This is a genomic window from Kribbella sp. NPDC026611 (genome assembly GCF_040638345.1).
GTDB lineage: Bacteria > Actinomycetota > Actinomycetes > Propionibacteriales > Kribbellaceae > Kribbella.
The window spans coordinates 150,341-174,612 of sequence record NZ_JBEZYC010000008.1; the positions used below are offsets into that span (position 1 = coordinate 150,341).

At 69.4% G+C, this 24,272-nt stretch carries 17 protein-coding genes; 12 read left to right on the forward strand and 5 right to left on the reverse strand.

What is annotated here, in order from left to right:
• Window positions 1-15: 15 nt before the first annotated feature.
• Window positions 16-1,452 carry an Nramp family divalent metal transporter gene (locus AB0E69_RS30080; protein WP_360153529.1) on the reverse strand — a complete coding sequence of 479 codons (1,437 nt, stop codon included), beginning with the start codon at window positions 1,450-1,452 and terminating at the stop codon, window positions 16-18.
• 95 nt (window positions 1,453-1,547) lie between these two features.
• Here AB0E69_RS30080 and AB0E69_RS30085 point away from each other — a divergent pair, with 95 nt between their 5' ends.
• A complete protein-coding gene (locus AB0E69_RS30085) occupies window positions 1,548-4,598 on the forward strand; it encodes a LuxR C-terminal-related transcriptional regulator (RefSeq protein ID WP_360153532.1) in 3,051 nt (1,016 codons plus the stop codon).
• Window positions 4,599-4,696: 98 nt separating this feature from the next.
• Here AB0E69_RS30085 and AB0E69_RS30090 read toward each other — a convergent pair whose 3' ends face one another.
• Together AB0E69_RS30090 and AB0E69_RS30095 are read right to left on the reverse strand one after the other, a co-directional pair.
• The gene (locus AB0E69_RS30090) at window positions 4,697-5,137 is read right to left on the reverse strand and encodes a YdeI/OmpD-associated family protein (RefSeq protein ID WP_360153535.1); all 441 of its coding nucleotides are present in this window, start codon (window positions 5,135-5,137) and stop codon (window positions 4,697-4,699) included.
• Window positions 5,138-5,146: 9 nt separating this feature from the next.
• Complete coding sequence (locus AB0E69_RS30095) at window positions 5,147-7,378, reverse strand: MMPL family transporter (protein WP_360153538.1); 2,232 nt, start codon at window positions 7,376-7,378, stop codon at window positions 5,147-5,149.
• 191 nt (window positions 7,379-7,569) lie between these two features.
• Between AB0E69_RS30095 and AB0E69_RS30100 the strand changes: the two genes are divergently transcribed.
• From AB0E69_RS30100 to AB0E69_RS30125, 6 genes are read left to right on the forward strand one after another with little or no spacing between them, the layout of a single operon-like run.
• Window positions 7,570-8,937 (forward strand): MFS transporter, encoded by a 1,368-nt coding sequence (locus AB0E69_RS30100; protein ID WP_360153541.1) that lies wholly within the window; start codon window positions 7,570-7,572, stop codon window positions 8,935-8,937.
• Window positions 8,934-11,066: a molybdopterin oxidoreductase family protein gene (locus AB0E69_RS30105; protein WP_360153544.1), complete on the forward strand. Its 2,133-nt coding sequence runs from the start codon at window positions 8,934-8,936 to the stop codon at window positions 11,064-11,066. The genes AB0E69_RS30100 and AB0E69_RS30105 overlap by 4 nt, the downstream gene beginning before the upstream one ends.
• Window positions 11,063-15,019 carry a nitrite reductase large subunit NirB gene (nirB, locus tag AB0E69_RS30110; RefSeq protein ID WP_360153547.1) on the forward strand — a complete coding sequence of 1,319 codons (3,957 nt, stop codon included), beginning with the start codon at window positions 11,063-11,065 and terminating at the stop codon, window positions 15,017-15,019. Before AB0E69_RS30105 ends, nirB begins: the two co-directional genes overlap by 4 nt.
• On the forward strand, window positions 15,016-15,405 hold the full coding sequence (gene nirD, locus AB0E69_RS30115; protein WP_360153550.1) for a nitrite reductase small subunit NirD: 390 nt from the start codon (window positions 15,016-15,018) through the stop codon (window positions 15,403-15,405). The genes nirB and nirD overlap by 4 nt, the downstream gene beginning before the upstream one ends.
• Window positions 15,395-16,525 carry a uroporphyrinogen-III synthase gene (locus tag AB0E69_RS30120; RefSeq protein WP_360153553.1) on the forward strand — a complete coding sequence of 377 codons (1,131 nt, stop codon included), beginning with the start codon at window positions 15,395-15,397 and terminating at the stop codon, window positions 16,523-16,525. Before nirD ends, AB0E69_RS30120 begins: the two co-directional genes overlap by 11 nt.
• A complete protein-coding gene (locus tag AB0E69_RS30125) occupies window positions 16,522-17,235 on the forward strand; it encodes a CbiX/SirB N-terminal domain-containing protein (protein WP_360153556.1) in 714 nt (237 codons plus the stop codon). Before AB0E69_RS30120 ends, AB0E69_RS30125 begins: the two co-directional genes overlap by 4 nt.
• On the opposite strand, the gene AB0E69_RS30130 is transcribed toward AB0E69_RS30125, so the two are convergent.
• Window positions 17,213-17,599: a MerR family DNA-binding transcriptional regulator gene (locus tag AB0E69_RS30130; protein ID WP_360153559.1), complete on the reverse strand. Its 387-nt coding sequence runs from the start codon at window positions 17,597-17,599 to the stop codon at window positions 17,213-17,215. The two genes, AB0E69_RS30125 and AB0E69_RS30130, sit on opposite strands and share 23 nt — an antisense overlap.
• A gap of 73 nt (window positions 17,600-17,672) precedes the next feature.
• Here AB0E69_RS30130 and AB0E69_RS30135 point away from each other — a divergent pair, with 73 nt between their 5' ends.
• From AB0E69_RS30135 to AB0E69_RS30150, 4 genes are read left to right on the forward strand one after another with little or no spacing between them, the layout of a single operon-like run.
• A complete protein-coding gene (locus tag AB0E69_RS30135; RefSeq protein WP_360153562.1) occupies window positions 17,673-18,836 on the forward strand; it encodes an acyl-CoA dehydrogenase family protein in 1,164 nt (387 codons plus the stop codon).
• Window positions 18,837-18,843: 7 nt separating this feature from the next.
• Window positions 18,844-20,373 (forward strand): acyl-CoA carboxylase subunit beta, encoded by a 1,530-nt coding sequence (locus AB0E69_RS30140; protein ID WP_360153565.1) that lies wholly within the window; start codon window positions 18,844-18,846, stop codon window positions 20,371-20,373.
• A gap of 24 nt (window positions 20,374-20,397) precedes the next feature.
• Window positions 20,398-21,174, forward strand: a complete 777-nt coding sequence (locus AB0E69_RS30145) for an aldolase/citrate lyase family protein (protein ID WP_360153568.1) — start codon at window positions 20,398-20,400, stop codon at window positions 21,172-21,174.
• Window positions 21,175-21,184: 10 nt separating this feature from the next.
• The gene (locus tag AB0E69_RS30150; RefSeq protein ID WP_360153571.1) at window positions 21,185-21,880 is read left to right on the forward strand and encodes a maleylpyruvate isomerase N-terminal domain-containing protein; all 696 of its coding nucleotides are present in this window, start codon (window positions 21,185-21,187) and stop codon (window positions 21,878-21,880) included.
• On the opposite strand, the gene AB0E69_RS30155 is transcribed toward AB0E69_RS30150, so the two are convergent.
• Window positions 21,877-22,950 carry a GTP-binding protein gene (locus AB0E69_RS30155; RefSeq protein ID WP_360153574.1) on the reverse strand — a complete coding sequence of 358 codons (1,074 nt, stop codon included), beginning with the start codon at window positions 22,948-22,950 and terminating at the stop codon, window positions 21,877-21,879. The genes AB0E69_RS30150 and AB0E69_RS30155 overlap by 4 nt on opposite strands.
• A 96-nt stretch (window positions 22,951-23,046) precedes the next feature.
• On the opposite strand from AB0E69_RS30155, the gene AB0E69_RS30160 reads away from it, so the two are divergent.
• Entirely contained in the window at window positions 23,047-24,258 is a 1,212-nt protein-coding gene (locus AB0E69_RS30160) for a GNAT family N-acetyltransferase (RefSeq protein ID WP_360153577.1), read from the forward strand.
• Window positions 24,259-24,272: the final 14 nt, after the last annotated feature.

The following is a 24,272-nucleotide window of genomic DNA, read 5'->3' on the forward strand; positions in this document are numbered from 1 at the left end:
GCGGGGCGGTGCCGGCTACAGCTTCTTCACCTGGTCGATCACGGTGAAGACGGCGAGGAAACCGAAGGCCAGGAAGGAGAACCAGAGGACTGCCGTGCGCCAGGTGGTGATGCGGATGGCGCGCGGCAGGGCCCGGGAGTTCATATACCAGAGGAGGCCGGAGTACACGAACATCATCGTGCCCGCGGTGCAGGCGGAGATGACGAGCAGGACCAGCGGCTGGGTCAGGCCGGCCAGGAGCACGATGATGCCGAAGGCAACCAGTCCCCAGGTGAGCCAGAAGTACAACTTGGACTCGGTGACCTGGGACTCGCGCAGGTAGCGCGCCTTGACCATGTCCGCGGCCAGCCGGGACGTGTAGTCGACGATGCCGGCCGCAGCGGCGAACAGGCTGAACGCGCCGATCGCCCAGAACAGGTACCCGAACCAGCCGCCGACCAGGGTCTGCAGCTGGGTGCCCTCGAGCTTCAGGAAGCTGATCTTGTTCTGCACGTTCTCGTTGCCGAACAGGGTCGCGTGCGCGAGCATCGAGGTGAACGCGATCGTGATCACGGTGATCGCCACGAACGTCGCCGCCTGCTCGATGTTCGCGAACTTCCACCAGCGCCGCCAGCGGGCCAGGTTCGCGTCGTCGGGGGTGAACGTGTAGCCGTTCGCGGTCGGGTCGGCCTCGGTCTCACCGGTCACCGGTGACGTCAGCCGCGGTACGTGGACGCCCATCCCGAAGCCCTTGTCGCGGATCCAGTTGCTCTGCACCAGGTTCTGCCCGCCGCCGGCTCCGGCGTACGCGATCGCGCCCATCACCAGGGCGAAGCCGAGCTCCTTGGCCGGGAACTGCGGGTGCGTGACCGCGTCGCCGAGGGCGCCGTACGTCTTGCCCCGGATCGCGAAGATCAGCGCGAGCACGACCAGGACCGCGACCGCGGCGATCTTGACCGCGATCAGCCGCTCGAGCATCACGTAGACGACCGGGGCGAAGGTCAGGATCACGCCGATCAGCAGCAGCATGCCGATCGCGATCCAGCGCGGGTCACCCGCGCCGAACAGGTACGTCAGCATCGAGGCCGAGCTCGTCGCCCAGCCCGGCCAGAGGTTCGCGAAGTACGTCATGATCGCGAAGAACAGGCCCCAGTGCTTGCCGTACCGGTTGAAGCCGGTCAACGCTGTCTCACCAGTGGCCAGCGTGTACCGCTCGATCTCCATGTTCAGGAACCACTGGACGACGACGCCGACGACGGCGCCCCAGAGGAAGACCAGGCCGACCTGGCTGGAGATGTACGGCCAGAGGATGAACTCGCCCGAGGCCAGCCCGACGCCGGCCCCGACCATGCCGGGGCCGATGATCTTCCAGGTGTTCGCGGGTGGATCAGGGAGATCACGGACCTGCGGTGCGGGCAGGTTCTTCGTCGGTAGCGCGAATGTTCCGTGGTCTGTGGACGTGGTGTCTGCCATGGGCTCCTCACTTCCCGTCGACCCCCTGATCCGGAGGGTAACGAATACTGTCGACACAGGCGACCCGACACCTCGCCGATGGCAGACTGCGGGTCATGGGTGGCGTGACAGTCCTGGTGGCGTCGTACGCGGGTGCCGCGAGCGCGCCGGCGTACGCGCGGCTGGCGGGGTTGGCCGCTGAGCTCCCCGGAGAACAGTTGGTACGCCGGGACGCCGGCTGGCCCGTCCTGCTGTATGCCGACCCCGCCGAGGCGATCGCCGCCGCACGAACACTGAGGGAGGCAGCCTCCCGAGTCCCGGCGGGCGAACTGCTCCGGATCGCCCTGCACACCGGCTCGTCCACCGGGCCCGCCGTCCGCCACGCCGAGCAACTGCTCGCTGTTGCCAACCCGGGCCAGACGTTGCTTACCGCAACAACCGCCGCGGGGTTGGTCGAAGGTGCCGGCCTCACCGATCTGGGCATGCATCGGTTGCAGGACCTCGGGTCGCCGGAGCGGGTCTTTGAACTGACCGCGACCGCCGAGCCGCTGCTGTCGTTGGATCGGGTGCCCAACAACTTGCCGGTGATGTTCACCAGTTTCGTTGGCCGGCAGACTCAGGTGGCCGCGCTGAGAACCCAGCTGTCGGGCAGTCGGCTGGTCACGTTGACCGGCCCGGGTGGCTGCGGCAAGACGAGGCTGGCGGCTGCAGCCGCAGCTCAGCTGGCAGACCGTTGGCCGGACGGGGTGTGGTGGGTCGACTTGTCCGCGATCACCGCCGGCGCCGCTCAGGTCCCGGAGGCCGTCGCCGCTGCCCTCGGGTTGCTGGTTGAGTCCGGGGACCGCCTGCTGATCGGGCAGCTGCGGACCAAACGGGCCTTGATCTGCCTGGACAACTGCGAGCAGATCGTCGACGCGGTGGCGGAGTTCGTGCTTGCGCTGCAGACCGGCTGCCCCGAGATCTCCGTGCTGGCGACCAGCCGCGAACCCCTCGACATCCCCGGCGAGGCCGTTTGGCGCGTCCCGGCACTCGCACCGGACGAGGCCCGTGCGCTGTTCGTGGAGCGCGCTGCGCTCGTATCGATGTCGCCAGACGCGGAGCACGGGCTGCCGCCCGGATCGGAGCAGGCGATCCGTTCGATCTGTGCTCGCCTGGACGGGATGCCGCTCGCACTCGAGCTGGCCGCCGCCTGGATCCCGACTTTGACGCCCGAACAGGTCGAAGCGGGACTATCCGATCGGTTCGGGCTGCTCAGGAAGAACGTTCGTGGTGTCGCCGTACGCCAGCAGACCCTCGCGGCATCCATCGCCTGGAGCTACGACTTGCTGGCCGACGACGAGCGGCGGGTCTTCTCCCGGCTCGCGGTCTTCAGCGGCGGATTCTCGCTCGACGCGGCCACGACCATCTGCGACACCACCCTCGAGACCTTCTCGCGCCTTGTCGACAAATCGCTCGTAGTGGCCGAGGGCGGCCGCTACCGCCTCCTGGAGACGATCCGCGAGTACGCCGCCACTCGCCTCGCCGAGGCCGACGAGACCGAGCCGACCCGCGACCGCCACCTCGACCACTACCTGTCCGTCGCCGAGACCGCAGAACCCTTGCTGGACAAGGATCGCGACGCCTGGCGTACTCAGATCGAACCGGACCGCGAGAACTACCGAGCCGCGCTCGACCACGGCCTCTCGCTCGCCGACCCGACCCGCGGCCGCCGGCTGGCCGCCGCCCTCCGGTGGCTCTGGAACCTGCAGGCCACCGGCACCGAAGGCATCACCTACCTCCGCCGCGCGATCGACCGCGACCCAGACGACCGATCGTTGCTCCAGGCCCGTTTGCTCTACGGCTACGCGACCGTCGCGGACACCGTCGATCCGTTCGGGTACGACGCCGCCGGTCGCGGGCTGGTGCTGGCCACCGAGCTGGGCGACGACCGGCTGAGGTCGCTGTTCCTCGCTCTGACCGCCGTGGGCGAGTTCTTCACCGACCTGCAGAAAGCCTGGGACCTGACCGCCGAGGGCCGACGCTTGGCCGAGGGCATCGGCAACGCACCGGCCCGGGACGCGAATGTCGCCTTGCAGTGCGTCCTCCTCGCCCTCTGGGACCGGTACGACGAACTCTGGCCGCTGCTCGACCTCGTCGCCGACGGCCTCCTCACCAGCGGCGAACGCGGCATCGCCTCGACCGTCCTCACCGTCTGGTCCGAATCCCTGATGACGACCGGCCACCCGGGCAAGGCAATCGTCCTGGCCGAGCGCGCCCTCGCCGCGGCCGAACCACTCGCCGACCTCCACCGCGTCGGCGCGGCCCGCGGCCAACTCGCAACCCTGATGGCCCGCACCGGCCGAATCGCCGAGGCACGCGAGCTGATGCGCCCGCTCCTCGACCTGGCCGAGACCGCGGATGCCGTCGTACCCAACCTCGGCCAGGTGATGAGCGTGATCTCGTACTGGAGTGGCGAGTACGCCGAAGCCGTCGAGTGGACTGCCCGCGAAGTCGCTCCGGACGGGCCGTTCGCGGACACCTTCGTGCTTGCGATGCTGATCCCCACCAGCGCAGCAGCCCTCCGTGCGCAGGGCAAGGACGCGACCGAGCCGCTCGAGCGCGCCGTACAGCTGGCTCGCCGCCACAACCTCCCGCGGATCGTCGCCGACGCCCTGGACCAACTCGGCCGCGCCGCCATCCAGGACCACCCGGACAAGGCCGCCGACCTGCTCCACGAGGCCCTCACGATCCGCGCCGACCGCGGCCTCAGTACGTACACCATCGAGAGCCTGGAATCCCTCGCTCTACTGGCCGTCCACACCAACCGCCCCACCGACGCCGGCCGCCTCGCCCACGCCGCCACCATCACCCGCACCGAACGAGGCCTGGCCACCCCACCCGACCTCCCGGCGCTACCCACCTCCGACGAGCCGCCCCTAGCCCTGGACGACGCAGTCGCCTACGCCCGCCGCATGCGCGGCACCCGAGGCCGCCCCACCACCGGCTGGGCCAGCCTCACCCCCACCGAACAACAGGTCGCAGCCCTGGCCGCCGAAGGCCTGACCAACCCCCAAATCGCCGAACGCCTCTACATGAGCCGCGGCACCGTCAAAACCCACCTGGCCCACATCTACACCAAACTAACCGTAACCAACCGCACCGAACTAGCCGCCCTCAAGAAGCCGTGATGAGCTGTTCACAAGACACGCAAGACTGAAAGATAAAGAACAGAAAAGAGAACAAAGAAAGATGAGAGTGGTGGCTGGCTTCGGTGACGGACTGGAGCTTAGACGGGCTTGAGCATTTCCAGTGCCTTGGTGATGCGGCGTTGGCGGGTTTCTGGTTTCTTGGCTTCGGTGATTGCCTTCACGTGTTCTCGACGGTGCGTGAACGCGAGCTTGTCGAACGCCTCGCGCAACCCGGCCTCCGCCAGCGCCGCCGCGAAGTCCTCTGGTACGTCGACAGTCCGCGCGGCCGTGTCCCGCTCGACGGTCACCGTCACCGCGTCACCAGCACCCTTGCCCAACTCCGCCCGGATGCTCTTCAGGATCCCGAGCGCCATACACCCACCCATCGACGCGATCGACCCGGTATAAGTCACCCCGTCAAACGTCGCCCGCACCGGTATCCGCCCACCCCCGCCGAGCGCGCTCACCACCTCAGCAGGCACCTCAACCCACGCCCCACCACCGTCGTTCACCACGATCAGCCCGTCGAACGTCTCCATACCGCAAGCCTACTTTTCTGTCCGGGCCAGTTTGCTGGGCCACCAGACTTTGCTGCCTAGGTCGTGGGCGAGGGAGGGGACTAGGAGGGAGCGGACGATGGTGGTGTCGAGGAGGACGCCGAAGGCGACCATGAAGGCTATTTGGGCTAGGAAGAGGATGGGGAGGACGGCGAGGGCGGAGAAGGTGGCGGCGAGGACTACGCCGGCTGAGGTGATGACGCCGCCGGTGACGGCGAGGCCGATCAGGATGCCGGGTCTGGTGCCGTGTTGCTGGGACTCCTCGCGGACCCTGGTCATCAGGAAGATCGAGTAGTCGATGCCTAGGGCAACCAGGAAGACGAAGCCGTAGAGCGGGATGCTGGGATCGGCGCCCGGGAACCTGAACACGTGGTTGAAGAAGATGGCGCTGACGCCGATCGTCGCAGTGAACGACAGGACGTTGGCGAGGACCAGCAGGACGGCCGCGACCAGCGACCGGAGCAGGAGCATCAGGACGATGAAGATCACGCCGAGGATGGACGGGATGATCACCGTGAGGTCGCGGCGGCTGGCGTCGAGGACGTCGAGGTTGATCGCGGTGTTGCCGCCGACCAGGATGTCCGGACTCACCTTGTCCAGCTCGGTCCGCAGATGCTTCACCACGGTCGTCGCCTCGGGCGAGTCCGCCGGGACCTTCAACGTCGCCTGGACCAGGACCTTGCCGTCGACAACCTTCGGAGGTACGCCGGGAGCCGCCGACGCGGACGCCGCGCCGACCCCGTCGACCTTCGTCGCGGCCTGCACGACCTGATCCGCTTCGCCGGCCGGTGTCAGGATCTGCACCGGCGTCCCGGAGCCGGCGTCGAAGTGCTTGCCCAGCTCCTGCTGCCCGGTGACGGACTCGACCTTGTTCAGGAACAGGTCCTCCTGCGACGTACCGCTCGCCTTGAACGTCGGCAGGAACGCCGCACACGCCAGCAGCGCCAGCGCGGTCACCACCCAGACACGCCGGGCGCGGCGCCCGACCAGCCCGGAGACCCGGCCCCACAGCTTGCGCCCGCCGACCTGGTCCGCGGAGTGCACGTGGTCGAGCCGGGGGATCGACGGCCAGAAGATCCGCCGCCCGAACGCGAGCAGGATCGCCGGCAGGAACGTCATCGCCGCGATCAGCGCGCCCGCGATGCCGAACGCACCGACCGGTCCGAGCCCCTTGGTGCTGCCGAGCTGTGAGAGCAGCAGGCACAGCAGACCGAGGATGACCGTCGCCGCGCTGGCCGCGATCGGCTCGACCGACGCCCGCCACGCCACCCGCATGGCCTGGTACTTGCTCTCGTAGTCGTGCAGCTCTTCCTTGTACCGCGAGACGAGCAGCAGCGAGTAGTCCGTCGCGGCGCCGACGACGAGGATGAACAGGATGCCCTGACTCTGCCCGTTCAGCTGCAGTACGTCGTGCTTCGCCAGCGGATACACGATCGACGCGGCCAGCGCGAGACCGAACACGGCGGTGAGCAGTACGGCGATGGGCAGGATCGGGCTGCGGTAGACGAGCAGCAGGATCACGAACACGACGCCGAGCGCGACGCCCAGCAGGATCCCGTCAATCCCGCCGAACGCGACCACGAAGTCCGCGAACACGCCGCCCGGACCGGTGACGTACACCTGCATCCCGCTCGGGGTCAGCTCCTTCTTGATCTCCGTGCGCATCGTGTCGGCGACGGCGTACAGGACGGTTTCGCCGCTCTTGACGACCTCGTCGGCCCGGTCGCCGTCCGTCTGGACCGTGATCAGCAGGGCCTTGTGGTCCCCGGATGGGATCGCCGGGGTGATCGGCGCGGCCAAGTAGTCGCCGAGCGTCTTGCCGTCGCCGATATCGAGCGTGGGCAACTTGGCCTGGAACGCCTTGACCTTGGCCACGTCGTCCGCGGTGATCCCGGACTCGCGCTCGACGAGCACGAAGTACGGCAGGGCCTTGGAGTTGACGAACTTGGCCGACTCGTTCTGGACCAGGGTGGACTCGGCCTTCTTCGGGAGGAAGTTGGCGTTGTCGTTCTCCTGGACTTCACTCAGTTTTCCGACCGAGGGGCCACCGATCGACCCCACGACGAGCCACGCGATGAGTACGGCGGCGATCGCGGCCCGCCACGCCCAGCGGCCGCGCGGCTTGGCGGGGCGGTGCGGAGCCGGGTCGTCGCCGGCGTGCGGTACGCCGTCGGCCCGGTCCTTCACGCCCGCGTCAGTGCTGTCCTGGTCGTCGTTGCGCACGCCAATCCCCTCGCCGTGAATCCCGCCCGTGTTCTCGCAGGGTACCCAGCCGCACCGACGGAACCTCTCACCACCCGGCGGGCGGTGTGCGGGAGCCGTTTCGGCGGCGTAACAACAAGATGACTACGCGGAAACACCCCGGTCATAGCGTCCTGGCCTAATCAGTCAGGTCGGATGATCGGAGACTTTCCATGACGCTCGAGGCACGACCGGACCTCGTCGCCACCCGGGACGCCAGCGGCCCGGTGGGGACCGTCGACGCGCCCCGCCGTGGGCGCTGGATCGATGTCTGGGACCCCGAGGACGCCACGTTCTGGGCCGGGGCGGGCCGCGCGGTCGCGCGCCGCAACCTGTGGCCCTCGATCTTCGCCGAGTTCCTCGGGTTCTCGGTCTGGCAGCTGTGGAGCATCGTCGTCGTGTCGATGCCGAAGGCCGGCTTCACCTACACGACCGACCAGCTGTTCTGGCTGGTCGCGCTCCCGAGCCTGGTCGGCGCCACGCTGCGGCTGCCGTACACGTTCGCCGTACCGCGGTTCGGTGGCCGGAACTGGACCACGTTCTCCGCGCTGCTGCTGCTGATCCCGACGATCGGCCTGTCCTACTTCATGACCAGGCCGGACACGCCGTTCTGGTTGATGGCGCTGGTCGCCGCGACCGCGGGCGTCGGCGGCGGGAACTTCGCCAGCAGTATGACCAACATCTCGTTCTTCTACCCGGAGAAGGAGAAGGGGTTCGCGCTCGGCATCAACGCGGCCGGCGGCAACCTCGGCGTCGCCGTGGTCCAGCTGGTGGTGCCGATCGTGATCGTGGCGGGCGCCGGCCTGACGCTGAACCGGGCCGGTCTGCTCTGGATTCCGCTGATCGCGCTGGCCGCGTTCTGGGCCTGGAAGGTGATGGCGAACCTGTCGGTCGCGAACTCGTCGTTCCGGACCTCGATCGCGGCCGCCCGGCGGCCGCACACCTGGGTGATCTCGTTCCTGTACATCGGGACCTTCGGCTCGTTCATCGGGTTCGGGGCGGCGTTCCCGTTGCTGATCAAGACCACCTTCCCGGAGATCACCGTGGCGCACATCGCGTTCCTCGGTGCGCTGGTCGGGTCGGTGGCACGGCCGTTCGGCGGCAAGCTCGCGGACCGGGTCGGCGGTGCCTGGGTGACGGTGTGCTCGTTCGTGGTGATGGGGCTGGGGATCTTGGCGGCGATCGCGTCGCTGCACGCGGGCAGCTTCGGGGCGTTCCTGACCAGCTTCCTGGTGCTCTTCGTCGCCAGCGGGGCCGCCAACGGGTCGACGTACCGGATGATCCCGGCGGTGTTCCGGCTGACGACGCCGGGCGACCCGGGCCGGGCGCGGCGCGAGGCGGCGGCCTGCATCGGGATCGCGTCGGCGGTCGGTGCGTACGGCGGCTTCCTGGTACCGCGCGGGTTCGCGACGTCGACCAGCCACTTCGGGTCGTTGGTACCGGCGCTGTACGTGTTCTGCGGGTTCTACGTGCTCTGCCTTGCCGTGACGTACTTCTGCTACCTGCGCAAGGGTGGGCCGCTCAGCCAGGAGCGCGTGTGACCCAAACCCATTGCCCGTACTGCGCTCTGCAGTGTGCGACGTCTCTGCACACTGTGGAGCGCAGGGTGACGGTCCAGCCGCGAGAGTTTCCGACCAACCGGGGTGGTCTGTGCCGGAAGGGCTGGACAGCACCCGACGTACTCACGGTGCCGGACCGGCTGACGACTCCGCTCATCCGCTCGGCGTCGGGCTCGCTGGTGCCTTGCAGCTGGGATGCGGCGCTGGACTTCGTCGCTGAGCGGATCGGGTCGCTGCAGGCGGCTTTCGGGCGGGACTCTGTTGCGGTCTTCGGCGGGGGTGGGCTGACCAACGAGAAGGCCTATGCGTTGGGGAAGTTCGCGCGGGTGGCGTTGCGGACGGCGAACGTGGACTACAACGGGCGCTTCTGCATGTCGTCGGCGGCCGCCGCGTCCAACCGGGCCTTCGGGATCGACCGCGGGTTGCCGTTCCCCTTGGCTGACCTGGGCGGTGCTGGGGCGATCTTGCTGGTTGGCAGCAACATTGCCGAGACGATGCCGCCGGCGGTCGCCCACCTGCAGAGCGCGCGAGATGCAGGCGGCCTGCTGGTCGTCGACCCGAGGCGCTCAACAACAGCCGCACTGACCGAGGACGCCGGCGGGGACGGACCGGGCACCTCCGGCGGCATTCACCTGCAGGCCACACCCGGCACGGACCTCGCGTTGGTGCTCGCGCTCACCCATGTCGTACTGCAGGAAGGCCTTGCAGATCTGGCATTCCTGGGTGAGCGGGTCGATGACCCTGACTTGCTGATTCGTTCCACGGCGTCGTGGTGGCCGGAGCGAGCGGAGCGGGTGACCGGCGTACCAGCAGCAACCATCCGCCGCGCCGCACGGGTGCTGGCGGCCGCGGCTCCTGTCCACGGCGGGAAGGGTGCCTACATCCTGACCGGCCGCGGTGCTGAGCAGCACAGCAAGGGCACGGACACGGTGACGGCGTGTATCAACCTCGCGCTGGCGCTCGGTCTGCCCGGTCGGGTCGGCAGCGGGTACGGCTGCATCACCGGGCAGGGCAACGGGCAGGGCGGCCGCGAGCACGGACAGAAGGCGGATCAGCTTCCGGGCTACCGGAGCATCACGGACCCAGCAGCGCGTTCGTACGTGGCGAGCGTCTGGGGTGTCGACCCGGACGACTTGCCGGGTCCGGGCAAGAGCGCTGTCGAGCTCATCAACTCGCTCGGTACCGTGGACGGCCCACGCGCGCTGCTCGTGCACGGGAGCAACCTGCTGGTGTCGGCGCCGAACCTCGCCTCGGTCCGGGAGCGGCTCTCCGCGCTCGACCTGCTGGTGGTCGCCGACGTGGTGCCCTCGGAGACCGCGCTTCTGGCGGACGTCGTCTTCCCAGTCACGCAGTGGGCCGAGGAGGACGGGACGATGACGTCGCTCGAAGGCCGGGTACTGCGCCGGCGCGCGGCCGTGGCGCCGCCGGGCGAGGTGCGGAGCGACCTCGCGGTGTTCGCCGGGCTTGCCGAGCGGCTTGGGGTCTCGGGCTTCTCGACGGATCCGGCGGTCGTGTTCGAGGAGCTGCGCCGGGCGAGCGCCGGCGGGAAGGCGGACTACGCCGGGGTCACCTGGGATCGGCTGGACGCTGGTGAGGCGTTGTTCTGGCCGGTGCCCTCGGAGGCGCATCCCGGTACGCCGCGGTTGTTTGCCGACGGGTTTGCGACACCGGACGGGCGGGCGCACGTCGTGGCGGTCGACCATCGGCCGGTGGCTGACGATCTGAATGCTTCCGCCCCGCTTTATCTGGTGACCGGGCGGTTGCTTCAGCACTACCAGAGCGGTGCGCAGACGCGGCGGGTGCCGGAGCTGGCCGAGGCTGAGCCGGAGGTGTTCGCCGAGATCCATCCGCGGGTGGCGGCGCAGTTGGGCATCGCCGACGGCCGACCGGTGCGGTTGCGGACGGCGCGCGGGTCGATGGTGCTGCCGGCCCGCGTGACCACCGACGTACGCGCGGACACGGTCTTTGTCCCGTTCCACTTCGGCGGGGCCGAGGCGGTCAACGAGCTGACGAACGACGCGCTCGATCCGGTGTCGCGGATGCCCGAGTTCAAGGCATGTGCGGTCGAGCTGACGGCAGCGAGCTTGCCGGTGGCGGAGGTGTCCGCATGAAGGTTGTGATCATCGGCGGCGGGATGGCCGGGCGACGGCTGGCCGCGTTGCTGGCGACGGACGACGTGGTGCTGCTTGGCGACGAGCCGGCGTACAACCGGTCCCGGTTGACGGAGTACGTCGCGGGTCGCGCGGAGGTTGCTGTAGGCAACGAGTCGGTGGTGTCGGCGGTTGCTGTGGACCGTGAGCGCCGGGTGGTCCTGGACTCGACCGGACATGAACACCCCTACGACCACGTGGTCTTCGCGACCGGCGCGGCACCGGTCCGCCCGATCGATGGACTCGTGCTGAGGTCTGTGGACGATGCGCGGACGGTCGTCGAAGCCGCTGAGCGCGGCCGGCGGATCGTGGTCGTCGGCGGCGGCGTCCTGGGCGTCGAGACCGCCTGCGCCCTGCGGGAACGCGGCCTGACCGTCCGGCTCGTGCACGACGGCCCCACCCTGATGCACAAAACCGTCCGCCCGTCAGTCGGCCGCCGAGTAACCCGAGCAGTACGCGCCCTGGGGGTCGAAGTCCTACTCAACCAGTCCACCCCCGACCCCCAAACGAATGAGCTCGTCATAGTCACCTGCGGCGTCCAGCCCAGGACTGAACTGGCAAGCGGGCGAGCCGCTGCCCCCGCCCCCTGGGCTCGCGCTGGGCGCCCGCCCGCCGAGCACTCGACTACCAGCACCAGCCGGTGGGTCGAGAAGGGGGCCTCAGGGCGTCCTGCTGTTCGTGGCGGGGCTGGGGTGACGGTGCGGGGTGGGATTGTGGTGGATTCGTCGTTGACTAGTCCGGATGATCCTCGGGTGCACGCGATCGGCGACTGTGCCGAGGTGAACGGGCGGGTTGGCGGGACAGTTGAGTCGGCCTGGGCTCAGGCGGAGGTGTTGGCTCGGCATCTGCACGGTGAGCGGGTGGAGTTGCCGGCGTACGAGGTGGTGCGGGTGACCGCCGGTGGGCTCGACGTGCTGGTGCTCGGGGATGTCGACGCCGACGGGGAAGTGGTGCGGCTCGAGGACGAGCGGCGCTACGTGCGAGCTGTCCTGAAGAACGGTGTCGTGACGGCCGCGGTGGCGGTCGGGGCCCCCGAGGTCGCCGCGGAGTTGGTTTTGCTGGCGGACCGAGGGACCCCGGTGGTGGCGGACGGGCTGCTGGCTGCGCCCGCCGTACCGGACAAGAAGAAGGTGGCGACCGTCTGCCGGTGCAACGGCGTCACCCGGGCTGCGATCGAAGCGGCCTGGCGTGGGGGTGCCGACAGCGTTGCCGGTATCGCCGCCACGACGCGGGCGACGACCGGGTGCGGAAGCTGCACCGGCGCCGTCGGCGAACTGCTCGACCGCTTCAAGCGCGGCGAGACCGAACCAGTCCCGAGCAGGAGGGCGACGATGGCAGAGCTGAAGAAGGCCCGGCACGTGGTGGTAGTCGGTGGAGGCATGGTCGCGCACCGACTGGTCGAAGCGCTCCGCTCCCGCGACACCGAAACCGCCTACCGGATCACGGTGTTTGCCGAGGAGCCGCGGCTGCCGTACGACCGGGTCGCGTTGACCAGCTACTTCTCCGGGCGTGACCCGCAAGACCTCTCGCTCGGCGACCCGGAGCTGTGGGACGACCCCGCGGTCACCCTGCGCAAGGGTGTGCAGATCGCCGCGTTCGACACCACCGCCAAGACCGTGACGACCACGCGTGGCGAGCAGATCGGGTACGACGAGCTCGTGCTCGCGACCGGCTCGTCCGCGTTCGTCCCGCCGGTGAAGAACAACGACGCGCAAGGCTGTTTCGTCTACCGGACCGTCGACGACGTCGCCGCGCTCCGCGTGTACGTCGAGCGTCTCAAGTCCGAAGGCAAACAGGTCAGCGGCGTGGTTGTCGGCGGCGGTCTGCTCGGTCTGGAAGCGGCCGGCGCGCTCCGGACACTCGATGCGGCGACGAAGGTCGTCGAGTTCGCGCCACGCCTGATGCCGTTGCAGGTCGACGAAGGCGGCGGCTCGGCCTTGGCCCGGCTGATCGAGGGGCTCGACGTCGAAGTACTCACCGCGACGCAGTGCCAGCGTGTCAAGCTGACCCCGCAGGGCTCCGCCCGCGCCATGGCCGTTGCTGACGGCCCCGATCTGCCCGCGGACGTGGTCGTCTTCGCGACCGGCGTACGACCACGCGACGAGCTCGCCCGGGCCGCCGGCCTGGAGATGGGCGAACGCGGTGGCGTGGTCGTCGACGAAGCGTGCCGTACGTCGGTGCCGGGCGTCTGGGCGATCGGTGAAGTCGCCTGTATCGAAGGTCGGGTCTGGGGATTGGTTGCCCCCGGCTACACAATGGCCGAGATCGTTGCCGACCGCCTGCTCGGTGGCCAGGCAACGTTCCCCGGCGCGGACACCTCGACGAAGCTCAAGCTCCTCGGGGTGGACGTCGCCAGCTTCGGTGACGCGTTCGGCGCGACCGAGGGTGCGCTGGACATCGTGTACGCCGACCCGGTCGCCGGTGTCTACAAGAAGCTCGTGCTGTCCGACGACGCCCGTACCCTCCTCGGCGGCATCCTGGTCGGTGACGCATCGGCGTACTCCGGTCTGCGCCCGATGGTCGGCCGCGAGCTCGGCGCGGACCCGGCGGCGTTCCTGCTTCCGGAAGGGTCCGGCCCGGTCCAGCTCGAGCTTCCCGACGACGCGCCGGTGTGCTCGTGCAACAACGTGTCCGCCGGGACGATCCGCTGCGCCGTCCGCGACGAGGGCTGCTCGGACATCAAGTCGGTCTGCGGGAAGACCAAGGCCGGTACCTCGTGCGGGTCGTGCCTGCCGATCGTCAAGAACCTGCTGAACACCGAGCTCACCAAGGCCGGTGTCGAGGTCAGCAAGGCGCTCTGCGAGCACTTCGCGCTGTCGCGGGCCGAGCTGTTCGACGTGGTCCGGATCACCGAGCTGCGGACGTTCAGCGAGATCGTCGAGCGGCACGGGACCGGCCGCGGCTGCGACATCTGCAAGCCGGTGGTCGGGTCCATCCTGGCGAGCCTCGACCCGGCCGGGCACGTCCTCGACGGTGAGCGCGCAGCGCTGCAGGACACCAACGACCACGTGATGGCGAACATGCAGAAGGACGGCACGTACTCCGTCGTACCGCGGATCCCCGGCGGTGAGATCACGCCCGAGGGGCTGATCACGATCGGCGAGGTCGCGCGCGACTTCGGCCTGTACACGAAGATCACCGGTGGGCAGCGGGTCGACCTGTTCGGCGCGCGGATCGAGCAGCTGCCGGCGATCTGGGCGCGGTTGGTGGATGCCGGGTTCGAGTCGGGACACGCCTACGGGAAGGCGTTGCGGACGGTGAAGTCGTGCGTCGGCTCCACCTGGTGCCGGTACGGCGTGCAGGACTCGGTCGGGATGGCGATCGCGCTGGAGCTCCGGTACCGCGGGCTGCGCTCGCCACACAAGCTCAAGCTCGGGGTCTCCGGCTGCGCGCGTGAGTGCGCCGAGGCGCGCAGCAAGGACGTCGGCGTGATCGCGACCGAGAAGGGCTGGAACCTGTACGTCGGCGGCAACGGCGGCATGACGCCCCGGCACGCCGAGCTGCTCGCGTCCGACCTGTCCGACGAGGAGCTGTTCCAGGCGATCGACCGGTTCCTCATGTACTACATCCGCACCGGCGACCGGCTGCAGCGGACCGCGGTCTGGATGCGCGAGCTCGAGGGCGGTCTCGACCATGTCCGCGCTGTCGTGCTCGAGGACAGCCTCGGGATCGGCGCCGATCTGGACGCGGCGATGGCGAAGCACGTCGACTCGTACGTCGACGAGTGGCGCGCGACGCTCGACGACCCCGACAAGCTGGCCCGCTTCGTGTCGTTCGTGAACGCGCCCGACCAGCCCGACGCCGACCTGCGGTACGTCGTCGAACGCAACCAGCCCCGCCCGGCCACCCCGGCCGAACGCGGCCAACTCGAGCCGGTCCTGCTGGCCGGCCCCCGCCTGGAGGTACGCCGATGAGCCAGACACCGACCGTCCCGCCGATGACCGTCGTCTGCGGGTACGACGAGCTGCTGCCGGAGCGCGGGATCGCGGCGCTGGTCGGGGACCTCCAGATCGCGCTGTTCCGCACCCACGACGGGGAAGTGTTTGCTGTGAGCAACCAAGACCCGTTCAGCGGGGCGAACGTGATGTCCCGCGGGATCGTCGGCAACCGCGGCGACGTACCCACGGTGGCGTCGCCGATGTTCAAGCAGGTCTTCGATCTCCGCACCGGGCAGTGCCTCGACGATCCCGAGGTGGCGCTCCAGGTCTTCCCGGTCGACATCACCGCCGGCCGTGTGGCGGTGGGGGCCATACCGAACCGGATGGCATGTGCCGGCAGTGGTGGTGACGGTGACGAGTAGCCGAAGCGGGCCGCTCAACGGGTGCACGATCGCGATCACGGCGCACCGGCGGGCGGATGATCTGATCGCGTCCTTCGAGCGGCGTGGTGCGAAGGTCGTGCACGCGCCGACGCTGCAGATCGTGCCGGTGGCGGACGATCACGCGCTGATCGAGGCGACCCGGCGGGTGATCGGCAATCCGCCCGACGACGTGGTGGTGACGACGGCGGTCGGGTTCCGCGGGTGGGTCGAGGCGGCGGACACCGCCGGGCTCGCGGCGGAGCTGCTCGGGACGTTGGAGCAGGCGCGGATCCTGGCTCGGGGTCCGAAGGCGCGCGGTGCGATCCGGGCGGCGGGGCTGGTCGAGCATTGGTCGGCGCGGTCGGAGACGACGGCTGAGGTGGTCGACTGGCTGCGGAACGAGGGCGTCACCGGCCGGAAGATCGTCGTACAGCTGCATGGGTTGTCCGATCCGGCCTTGCAGGACGCGCTGCGGAGTGCCGGGGCGTCGGTGCGTGGGCTGGAGGTCTACCGGTGGGGACCGGCGCCTGATCCGGTCCAGGTGGAGCGGATGATCGGGCAGGTGTGCGCTGGGACGGTGGACGCCGTCGTACACACGTCTGCGCCTGGTGCGCAGGCGATGCTGGACGCAGCGGCGTTGGGTGGTCAGTACGACGCTCTTGTCGCGGCGCTGCGCACTGGGCGAGTGCTGAACGCCTGCGTGGGTCCGGTGACCGCTGGACCGTTCGTCACGCTCGGGCTGGAGCCGCTGGTACCGGACCGGTATCGGCTGGGTGCGCTGATCCGCATCGTGACCGACCGGTTGACGGCGGAGCACGCACGCTCGATCGAAACGACGTACGGCCAGTTGGTGATCCGGGGCGGTGCTGCAGTCCTCGACGGACAGGTGCTGCCGCTCGGTCCGGGTCCGCGGGCCGTCCTGGCTGCGCTGGTCGCTGCCGGCGGGGATGTGGTGTCGCGGCCCGACCTGCTGGCCGTGCTGCCGGGTGCTGAGGACGTGCACGCGGTTGAGGTGACGGTCAACCGCCTGCGTACTGCGGTGGGTCGGCCGGAGCTGGTCCGAACGGTCGTCCGCCGCGGCTACCGGTTGGCGGTCGAGCCGGCGGGGGTGCCGTCGTGAGTGACCTGATCGCGGTCGCTCACGGTACGGCTGACCCACGCGGGATCCGGGTGGTGCACGAGCTGGTCCGGCTGATGGCGCGTCAACGGCCGGACATCCCCATGTCGCTCGGTTTCGTCGACGTGGACCTGCCGGCTTTGCCCGACCTCACTCGTCGCGTAGTTGCTGACAGCAACCATGCCGTCCTGGTGCCGCTGCTCCTCAGCACCGGCTACCACGTCACCACCGACCTGGGCAACGAAACCCTCCGCCACCACGGAAAGCTCACCTCGGCCCCAGCCCTGGGCCCAGACCCCGTCCTTGCCGACATCCTCGCCACCCGCCTGCAGGAGCTGCCACCGAGGGCCGTGTTCGGGCGGGTTGATCACGTGGTGCTGGCGGCGGCTGGGTCGTCGGATGTGCGGGCTCTGGCGGACTGTGTGGAGATGGGTAGGCTGGTGGGGGAGCGGATCGACCGGCCGGTGACGGTTGGGTACGTGTCTGGGGTGGGGCGGCGGTTGCCGGAGGTGCTTCGGGAGACGCGGGGGCGGCTGGCGGTGGCGTCGTATCTGCTTGCGCCCGGGTTCTTTCACTCGCTGGTGCGGCGGTATGCCGGCGGTCGGCCGGTCAGTGAGCCGCTTGGTGCTGACCCGCGGCTGGCCGCGTTGGCCCTGCGGAGGTACGACGAGGCGGAGAGCCTCCTGACGGTCAGCGCGCGCGCAGGATCTTGAGGTCTGCCTGGCAGCGGGACTCCAGGTCGGCGAGTTCCTCGAGGGTCTTGTCGATGTCGCGGCGGCGCTGCTCGAGTTCGTCCCGGCGCTTGGTGATCTGGTCCAGCAGGTAGACCAGCTGACCCGCCTCGCCGGGCTGCTCGTCGTACATCGTGACGATCTTCGAGATCTCGTCGAGCGAGAAGCCGAGGCGCTTGCCCCGCAGGATGAGGCCGAGGCGGACGTGGTCGCGCGGGTGGTAGATCCGGACCGTGCCGCGGCGCTCGGGGGAGAGCAGTCCGCGGTCCTCGTAGAACCGGATCGTGCGCAGCGTGACGTCGTACTCGGCCGCCAGCTCGGCGATCGACCAGGTCAGAGCGGACACCGCCCTATTGTGCACACCCCCGAGGATGCTTTACGTTTACGTAAGCGTCAAGTAGCCACAGGGGAGCCCAGTCATGTTCGAGTTGTCCGAGGAGCACCAGGAGTTCCGTCACTCGGTCCGCGACTTCGCGGCCGCGGAGATCACGCCGTACGCCGCGGAGTGGGACCGGAAGCACTACTTCCCGGTGGAAACCGTGCAGAAGATGGGGCGTCTCGGGCTGTTCGGGCTGACCGCGCCGGAGGAGTACGGCGGGTCCGGGGCCGACTTCACCAGCCTCTGCGTGGCGATCGAGGAGATCTCCCGGGCAGACCAGTCGATGGGGATCACGCTCGAGGCCGCGGTCGGGCTCGGCATCAACCCGATCCTGACCTACGGGACCGACGAGCAGAAGGCGACCTGGCTCCCCGACCTCGTCGCCGGCCACAAGCTGGCCGGGTTCGGGCTGACCGAGCCCGAGTCCGGCTCCGACGCCGGCGCGACCAAGACCCGCGCGGTGCTGGACGACGGCGAGTGGGTGATCGACGGCTCGAAGCAGTTCATCACCAACTCCGGCTCCACGATCACCTCCTGCGTGACCGTGACCGCGCGGACCGGTGAGCGCGCGGACGGCAAGCCGGAGATCTCCACGATCATCGTCCCGACCGGTACGCCGGGCTTCGTGGCGGAGGCGGCGTACGACAAGCTCGGCTGGCATGCGAGCGACACGCATCCGCTGTCGCTGAGCGGCGTCCGCGTGCCGGAGGCCAACCTGCTCGGTCAGCGCGGCAAGGGGTTCGCGCAGTTCCTCGCGACGCTCGACGACGGCCGGGTCGCGATCGCCGCCGTCGCGCTCGGCTGCATCCGCGCCTGCCTCGAGCTGGCGGTCCAGTACGCCGGTGAGCGGCAGACCTTCGGCGGACCGATCGGCCGCAAGCAGGGTGTCGCGTTCCAGATCGCCGACCTGAAGGTGATGGCCGACGCGGCCGAGCTGCTCGTGTACCGGGCCGCCGCGCTGAAGGACGCGGGTGCGTCGATGGCCGAGTTCAAGCAGGCGGCGTCGGTGGCGAAGCTGTACGCGACCGAGTCCGCGGTGACCGCGACCCGGATCGCCACCCAGGTCTTCGGCGGCTACGGCTTCATGGAGGAGTACCCGGTGACGCGCTTCTACCGCGACGCCAAGATCCTCGAGATCGGCGAGGGTACGTCGGAGGTCCAGCGGATGCTCATCGCCCGGAGTCTCGGGCTACCGGTGGAATGATGCATGCATGACCCACGATCACTGGACTGAGGTCAAGGTCGCCCGCGAAGCGACCCTCGGGCCGCCCGCGAAGGCGGCGGCCAAGCTCGAGAGCCAGCACAAGCTGTACGTGCGCGACCGGATCGCCCTGCTCGTCGACGAGGGCAGCTTCGTCGAGGATGCTCAGCTGGCGAACGCGCTGAACCCCGGCCTGCCCGCCGACGGCGTCGTCACCGGCCGCGCGCTCGTCGACGGCCGCCCGGCGCTGCTCGTCGCCAACGACCCGACTGTCAAGGCCGGCTCGTGGGGTGCGCGGACGGTCGAGAAGATCGTCCGGATCACCGAGGTCGCGCTCCGCGACGAGCTGCCGATCTTCTGGCTGATCGACTCGGCCGGCGCCCGGATCACCGACCAGGTCGAGCTGTTCCCGGGCCGCCGCGGCGCGGGCCGGATCTTCCACAATCAGGTCGCGCTGTCCGGCAAGGTGCCGCAGATCTGCTGCCTGTTCGGGCCGTCGGCCGCGGGCGGCGCGTACATCCCGGCGTTCTGCGACATCGTGATCATGGTCGACGGCAACGCCTCGATGTACCTGGGCTCACCCCGGATGGCCGAGATGGTGGTCGGCGAGAAGGTGACGCTCGAAGAGATGGGCGGCGCGCGGATGCACACCAGCGTCTCCGGTTGCGGCGACCTGCTCGCGTCCGACGACACCGAGGCGATCGAGCTCGCCAAGCAGTACTTCTCCTACCTGCCCGGTTCCTGGCGGTCGCGGCCTCCGTCGTACGACGCCTCGGAGGCCGGCCGCGACTTCACCCGCGACCTGGTGCCGGCCGAGGAGAGCATCGGGTTCGACATCCACGACGTGATCGACGCGGTCGTGGACGCCGACACGTTCTTCGAGATCAAGCCGGCCTACGCACCGGAGCTCGTGGTCGGGTTCGGGCTGCTGGCCGGTCAGGTGGTCGGGATCGTCGCGAACCAGCCGGCCGTGAAGGGCGGCGTCCTGTTCGTCGACTCGGCGGACAAGGCCGCGCGGTTCATATGGCTGTGCGACGCGTTCAACGTGCCGCTGATCTACCTCTGCGACGTCCCGGGGTTCATGATCGGCAGCGAGGTCGAGCGGGCCGGCATCATCCGGCACGGCGCGAAGATGATCACCGCGGTCTCCGAGGCGACCGTGCCGACGGTGTCGGTGATCGTCCGGAAGGCGTACGGCGCGGGCCTCTACGCGATGTGTGGACCGGGCTTCTCACCGGACGCGTGTGTCGCGCTGCCGACGGCGAAGATCGCGGTGATGGGTCCGGAGGCGGCGATCAACGCCGTGTACTACAACAAGATTCAGGAGATCGCGGACGAGGGTGAGCGGGTCGAGTACGTGTCGAAGCTCCGCGAGGAGTACGAGACCGACATCGACATCCTCCGGCTCGCGGCGGACCTGGTCATCGACGCGATCGTCGAGCCGGAGGACCTGCGCGCGGACCTGATCGCCCGCTTGGCCGCGGCCCAGACGAAGGACCGGCACTTCTCGACCAAGCGTCACGGCGTTCCGCCCGTATAGGCCTGTGTAGGTAGTGTCGGCCCTGTGAGCGCACTCGACTTCGCGAACAGAGTCCGGTCCCGGGAGAAGCTGGTTGGCTACTGGGTGACGCTCGACGCGCCGCCCGCGACCGAGCGGATCGCGCGGCTCGGGTACGACTACGTCGTGCTGGACGCGCAGCACGGGCTGATCGGGTACGACGGCCTGCTGACGGGGCTGCTCGCGATCGACGCCGGTGCCGCGCTGGCAGGCGGTGGGCCGGTCGGGTTGGTGCGCGTGGAGGCGAACAACGCGACGCCGATCGGGCGGGCGCTCGACGCGGGTGCGGCCGGGGTGATCGTGCCGCTGATCGACACCGCCGAGGACGTGGCGGTCGCGGTCCGCGCGGCGAAGTACCCGCCGTTGGGTGCGCGGTCGTTCGGGCCGATGCGGTCCGCACTGCGGATCGATCCGGTGCCGGCGGCGGCCAACGCGGCGACCGTCGTACTGGCGATGATCGAGACGCCGCTCGGGCTGAAGAACGTGGCCGAGATCTGCGCGACGCCCGGTCTGGACGGCGTGTACGTCGGGCCGTCGGACCTCGGGCTGGCGCTCGGGGCGCGGTTCCCGGGCGATCCGGAGATCGACGGGCCGTTCGAGGAGGCGGTCGAGCTGATCGCGCAGACCGCGGCCGACGCCGGGATCGCGGCCGGGATCCACACCTTCGACGGGGAGAGCGCGCAGCGGCGGCTGGCACAGGGGTACACGTTCGCGACGGTGTCGTCGGATCTCAGCCACCTGGAAGCGAGCGCGGCCGAGCACCTGCGGGTCGCACGGTCGTAAGGAGAGTCCGATGAAGGCACCTGAGCGTGGAGCGCTGCCGCTGGGGCTGGCAGGGACGCTGGGACGGACGTACGGGCGGCTGACCGAGACCGTCCAGGGGCTGAGCGACGCGGACTTCCGGCGCGAGACCAGGTGCCCGGGGATGCCGGTCGGTCCGCTGCTGGTCCATCTGCTGTACGACGCTCAGCGGGCGCTGATCGCGTTCGCGAGTCCAGCTGTTGCGGAGCCGGACCGGGACTTCGTCACGTACTGGCAGGACTTCCCGCCGGGATCTGGTGGCGGCACGAGCTTCGTGCAGGCCGTAGCAGCGGCGTACCGGAAGCCGGGGATGTTGGTTCAGCACTGGCGGGAGGTGTCAGAGGCGGCTGTTCGCGCGGCTGCTCTCGGTCTGGCGGAGAAAGGGCATCGGGTCGAGACGCAGGGGCATGTCCTGCGCGCTGCCGACTTCGTCGCCACGTTGGTGCTGGAAGCAACCGTCCATCACCTGGACCTGATCGTGAACCTCCCCAACGCTCCAGAACCCGACCCCGAGGCACTCCAGGTCACCGCACGCACCCTGGACGGCCTGTTCGGTCCAGAGGCCTGGGACATCATCACCTGGGACACCACGACTTACATCCTCAAAGCAACCGGCCGGGAGCCGCTGACCGAGGAAGACCTCGACATGCTCGGCGCCCATGCCACCCGCCTGCCACTGCTTGGCTAGAAGACTCCGGCGAAGGGGTCCTCGAGCTCCTGCCAGTTCAGCGTTGAGAGCTCTGTGTCGGTGAGGAGGCAGGCGTCCAGAACGGACTGCAGGTGGGCGGGGTCCAGGCCCACGCCGGTGGCGACAACCGTGCACTCGGCCAGGTGTTCGGTGTCGGACCACTCGCCCAGCATGCCGAGGGACGCGCTGTAGCCGGCGGACTCCCAGCGGACCCGTTGGGTGGGGCGGTTGGCCAGCCAGACCACACCACGGCTGCGGACCACACCGGTGACGATGTCCTCCAACGCGTCGTTCAGACGAGTCGGATGCAGCGGCCGGGTCGAGCGCCAGAGGACCGTGGTGACACCGTCCCCGCTCGGCTGCACACGGTCCGACGTCGCGAGCTCACCGGCCCACGCCTCCGCAGCTACGAAGTCGAACCGCCCGGTCCTCGCCACCGATCCACCAGGCACCCCAGCAACGTCCGCCTCGACCACCCTGGTCCGCGGGTTCAAGTGCAGCAACAGGTTGTGCAACCGGTCGACCACCGCGCTCCGGTGCGCGTTGGCCAGCACAGACACGTCGGCGTACTCCACCTGTCGGGCGGTCAGCTCCGCCACGTTCCGCCGATCCGGCATGCCGAGCGCCAGCCCACGCTCTGCCAGCAGCTCATCACCCGACAGTTGCTCAACCAGCAGTACGGCGTCGACCACGCACGTCACCGTGTCCACCACGAGCTCCGGCAGCACCGCCACCAGCGTGCTCACCAGCGGCCGCGCCTCCATCCCGGGTGGCGCCGACAGTACGACGTGATCCCAATGCCCACGCGCTACCAGCGTCTCCAGCAGCGGCACCAGCGACTCCACCAACTGACAGGCCCCACAGTCGTCCCCGACCGTGAACTCGCCGGCGTCGATCGGCCCCGACGCGTCGTACACGCGCCACGACAGCACGCCGCGCGACGGCAAGTCGTCCTGGCCCACGGCAACGACCACTGTGTGTGCGTCCGTCATCGCCGCCAGCACCGGCTCCCGCAACGTCGCGGAAAGCCCCACCAGCAAGGACAACGGCGTCTTCTCCCGGGCGGTCATCTCCCGAGTATATGAAAACGGTTTTCATCAGTCCAGGGCTCGTCTTAACCATTGAATGCCTACGTCCTGATCCATGTCGTCTGGTAGGCAGGGGGTATGGCGATCGAGATCGGGCGGTACACCGGGGAGTGGGACGAGCTCTTGGAGCTCCTGGACATGGTGTTCGCGGCAGCGTGGAGCGGTGACCAGTACGAGGCGGAGCGGGGGGTCTGGGAGCACGAGCGGAGCATCGCCGCGACAGACAACGGCCAGCTGGTGGGCCACACCGGGGCGTTCTCACACCGGATGACGGTGCCGGGAGCACAGGTGCCGGTGGCGGGCGTGACGATGGTCGGCGTACGGGCGACGCACCGGCGGCGGGGCATCCTGCGCGACCTGATGCGCAAGCAGCTGACCGACATCCACGAGGCGGGTAACGAACCACTGGCCGCACTAACCGCCAGCGAGCCGGTCATCTACCCCCGCTTCGGCTACGGTCTCGCGTCCGAGCACTACAGCGTCGCCGTACCGCGGCAGTCGCGTGCGCTGTGGCCGGTGGCCGGGATCGACGACGTGCAGCTCCGGCAGGTCGACGTACACGAGTCGGTCGCCCGCTGTGCCGAGCTGCGGAACAAGCTCGCGGCGGACCGGCCGGGTATGTTCCAGCACGACGAGCGGTGGCAGCAGTACGCCATTCGCGACAACGTGACGATGGACCCGAGCGGGGCTTCCAAGCTCCGGTGCGTGGTGGCCGAGCGCGACGGTGAGCTGACGGGCTACACGTACTACCGGACCAAGCGGGTGGACACGAACTGCGTGGAGGTCGATCGTCTGCATGCGGCGGACCTGGCGTCGCACGCCGCGCTCTGGCGGTACCTGCTCGACCAGGACCTGATGCGCGAGACGCGTTTCGACAAGCTCGCGGTGGACGACCCGCTGCTGGACTTGGTGCTCGATCCGCGGGCGCTGGGCCGCAGGACGTGGGACGGCGTGTGGGTGCGGCCCGTCGACGTGGGCCGGGCGCTGGCGGCTCGGACGTATGCGCGGGACATCGATGTGGTGTTCGAGATCCGCGACGACTTCCTGCCCTGGAATGCAGGGAAGTGGCACCTCACCGGCGGCTCCGACGGTGCGCAGTGCGAGTCCACCGACCGCGCCGCCGATCTGACCCTCGACGTCCGCGACCTGGGAGCCGTCTACCTCGGACGCCCGGGCCTGGCCCGGCTCGGCCGCGCGGGTCTGGTCGACGAACACACCGCGGGAGCGTTGGCTGCGGTGGGTGAAGCGTTTTCCACAACCCGCCTACCCATCCTCGATACGGGCTTTTGATCGGCTAACCTGCC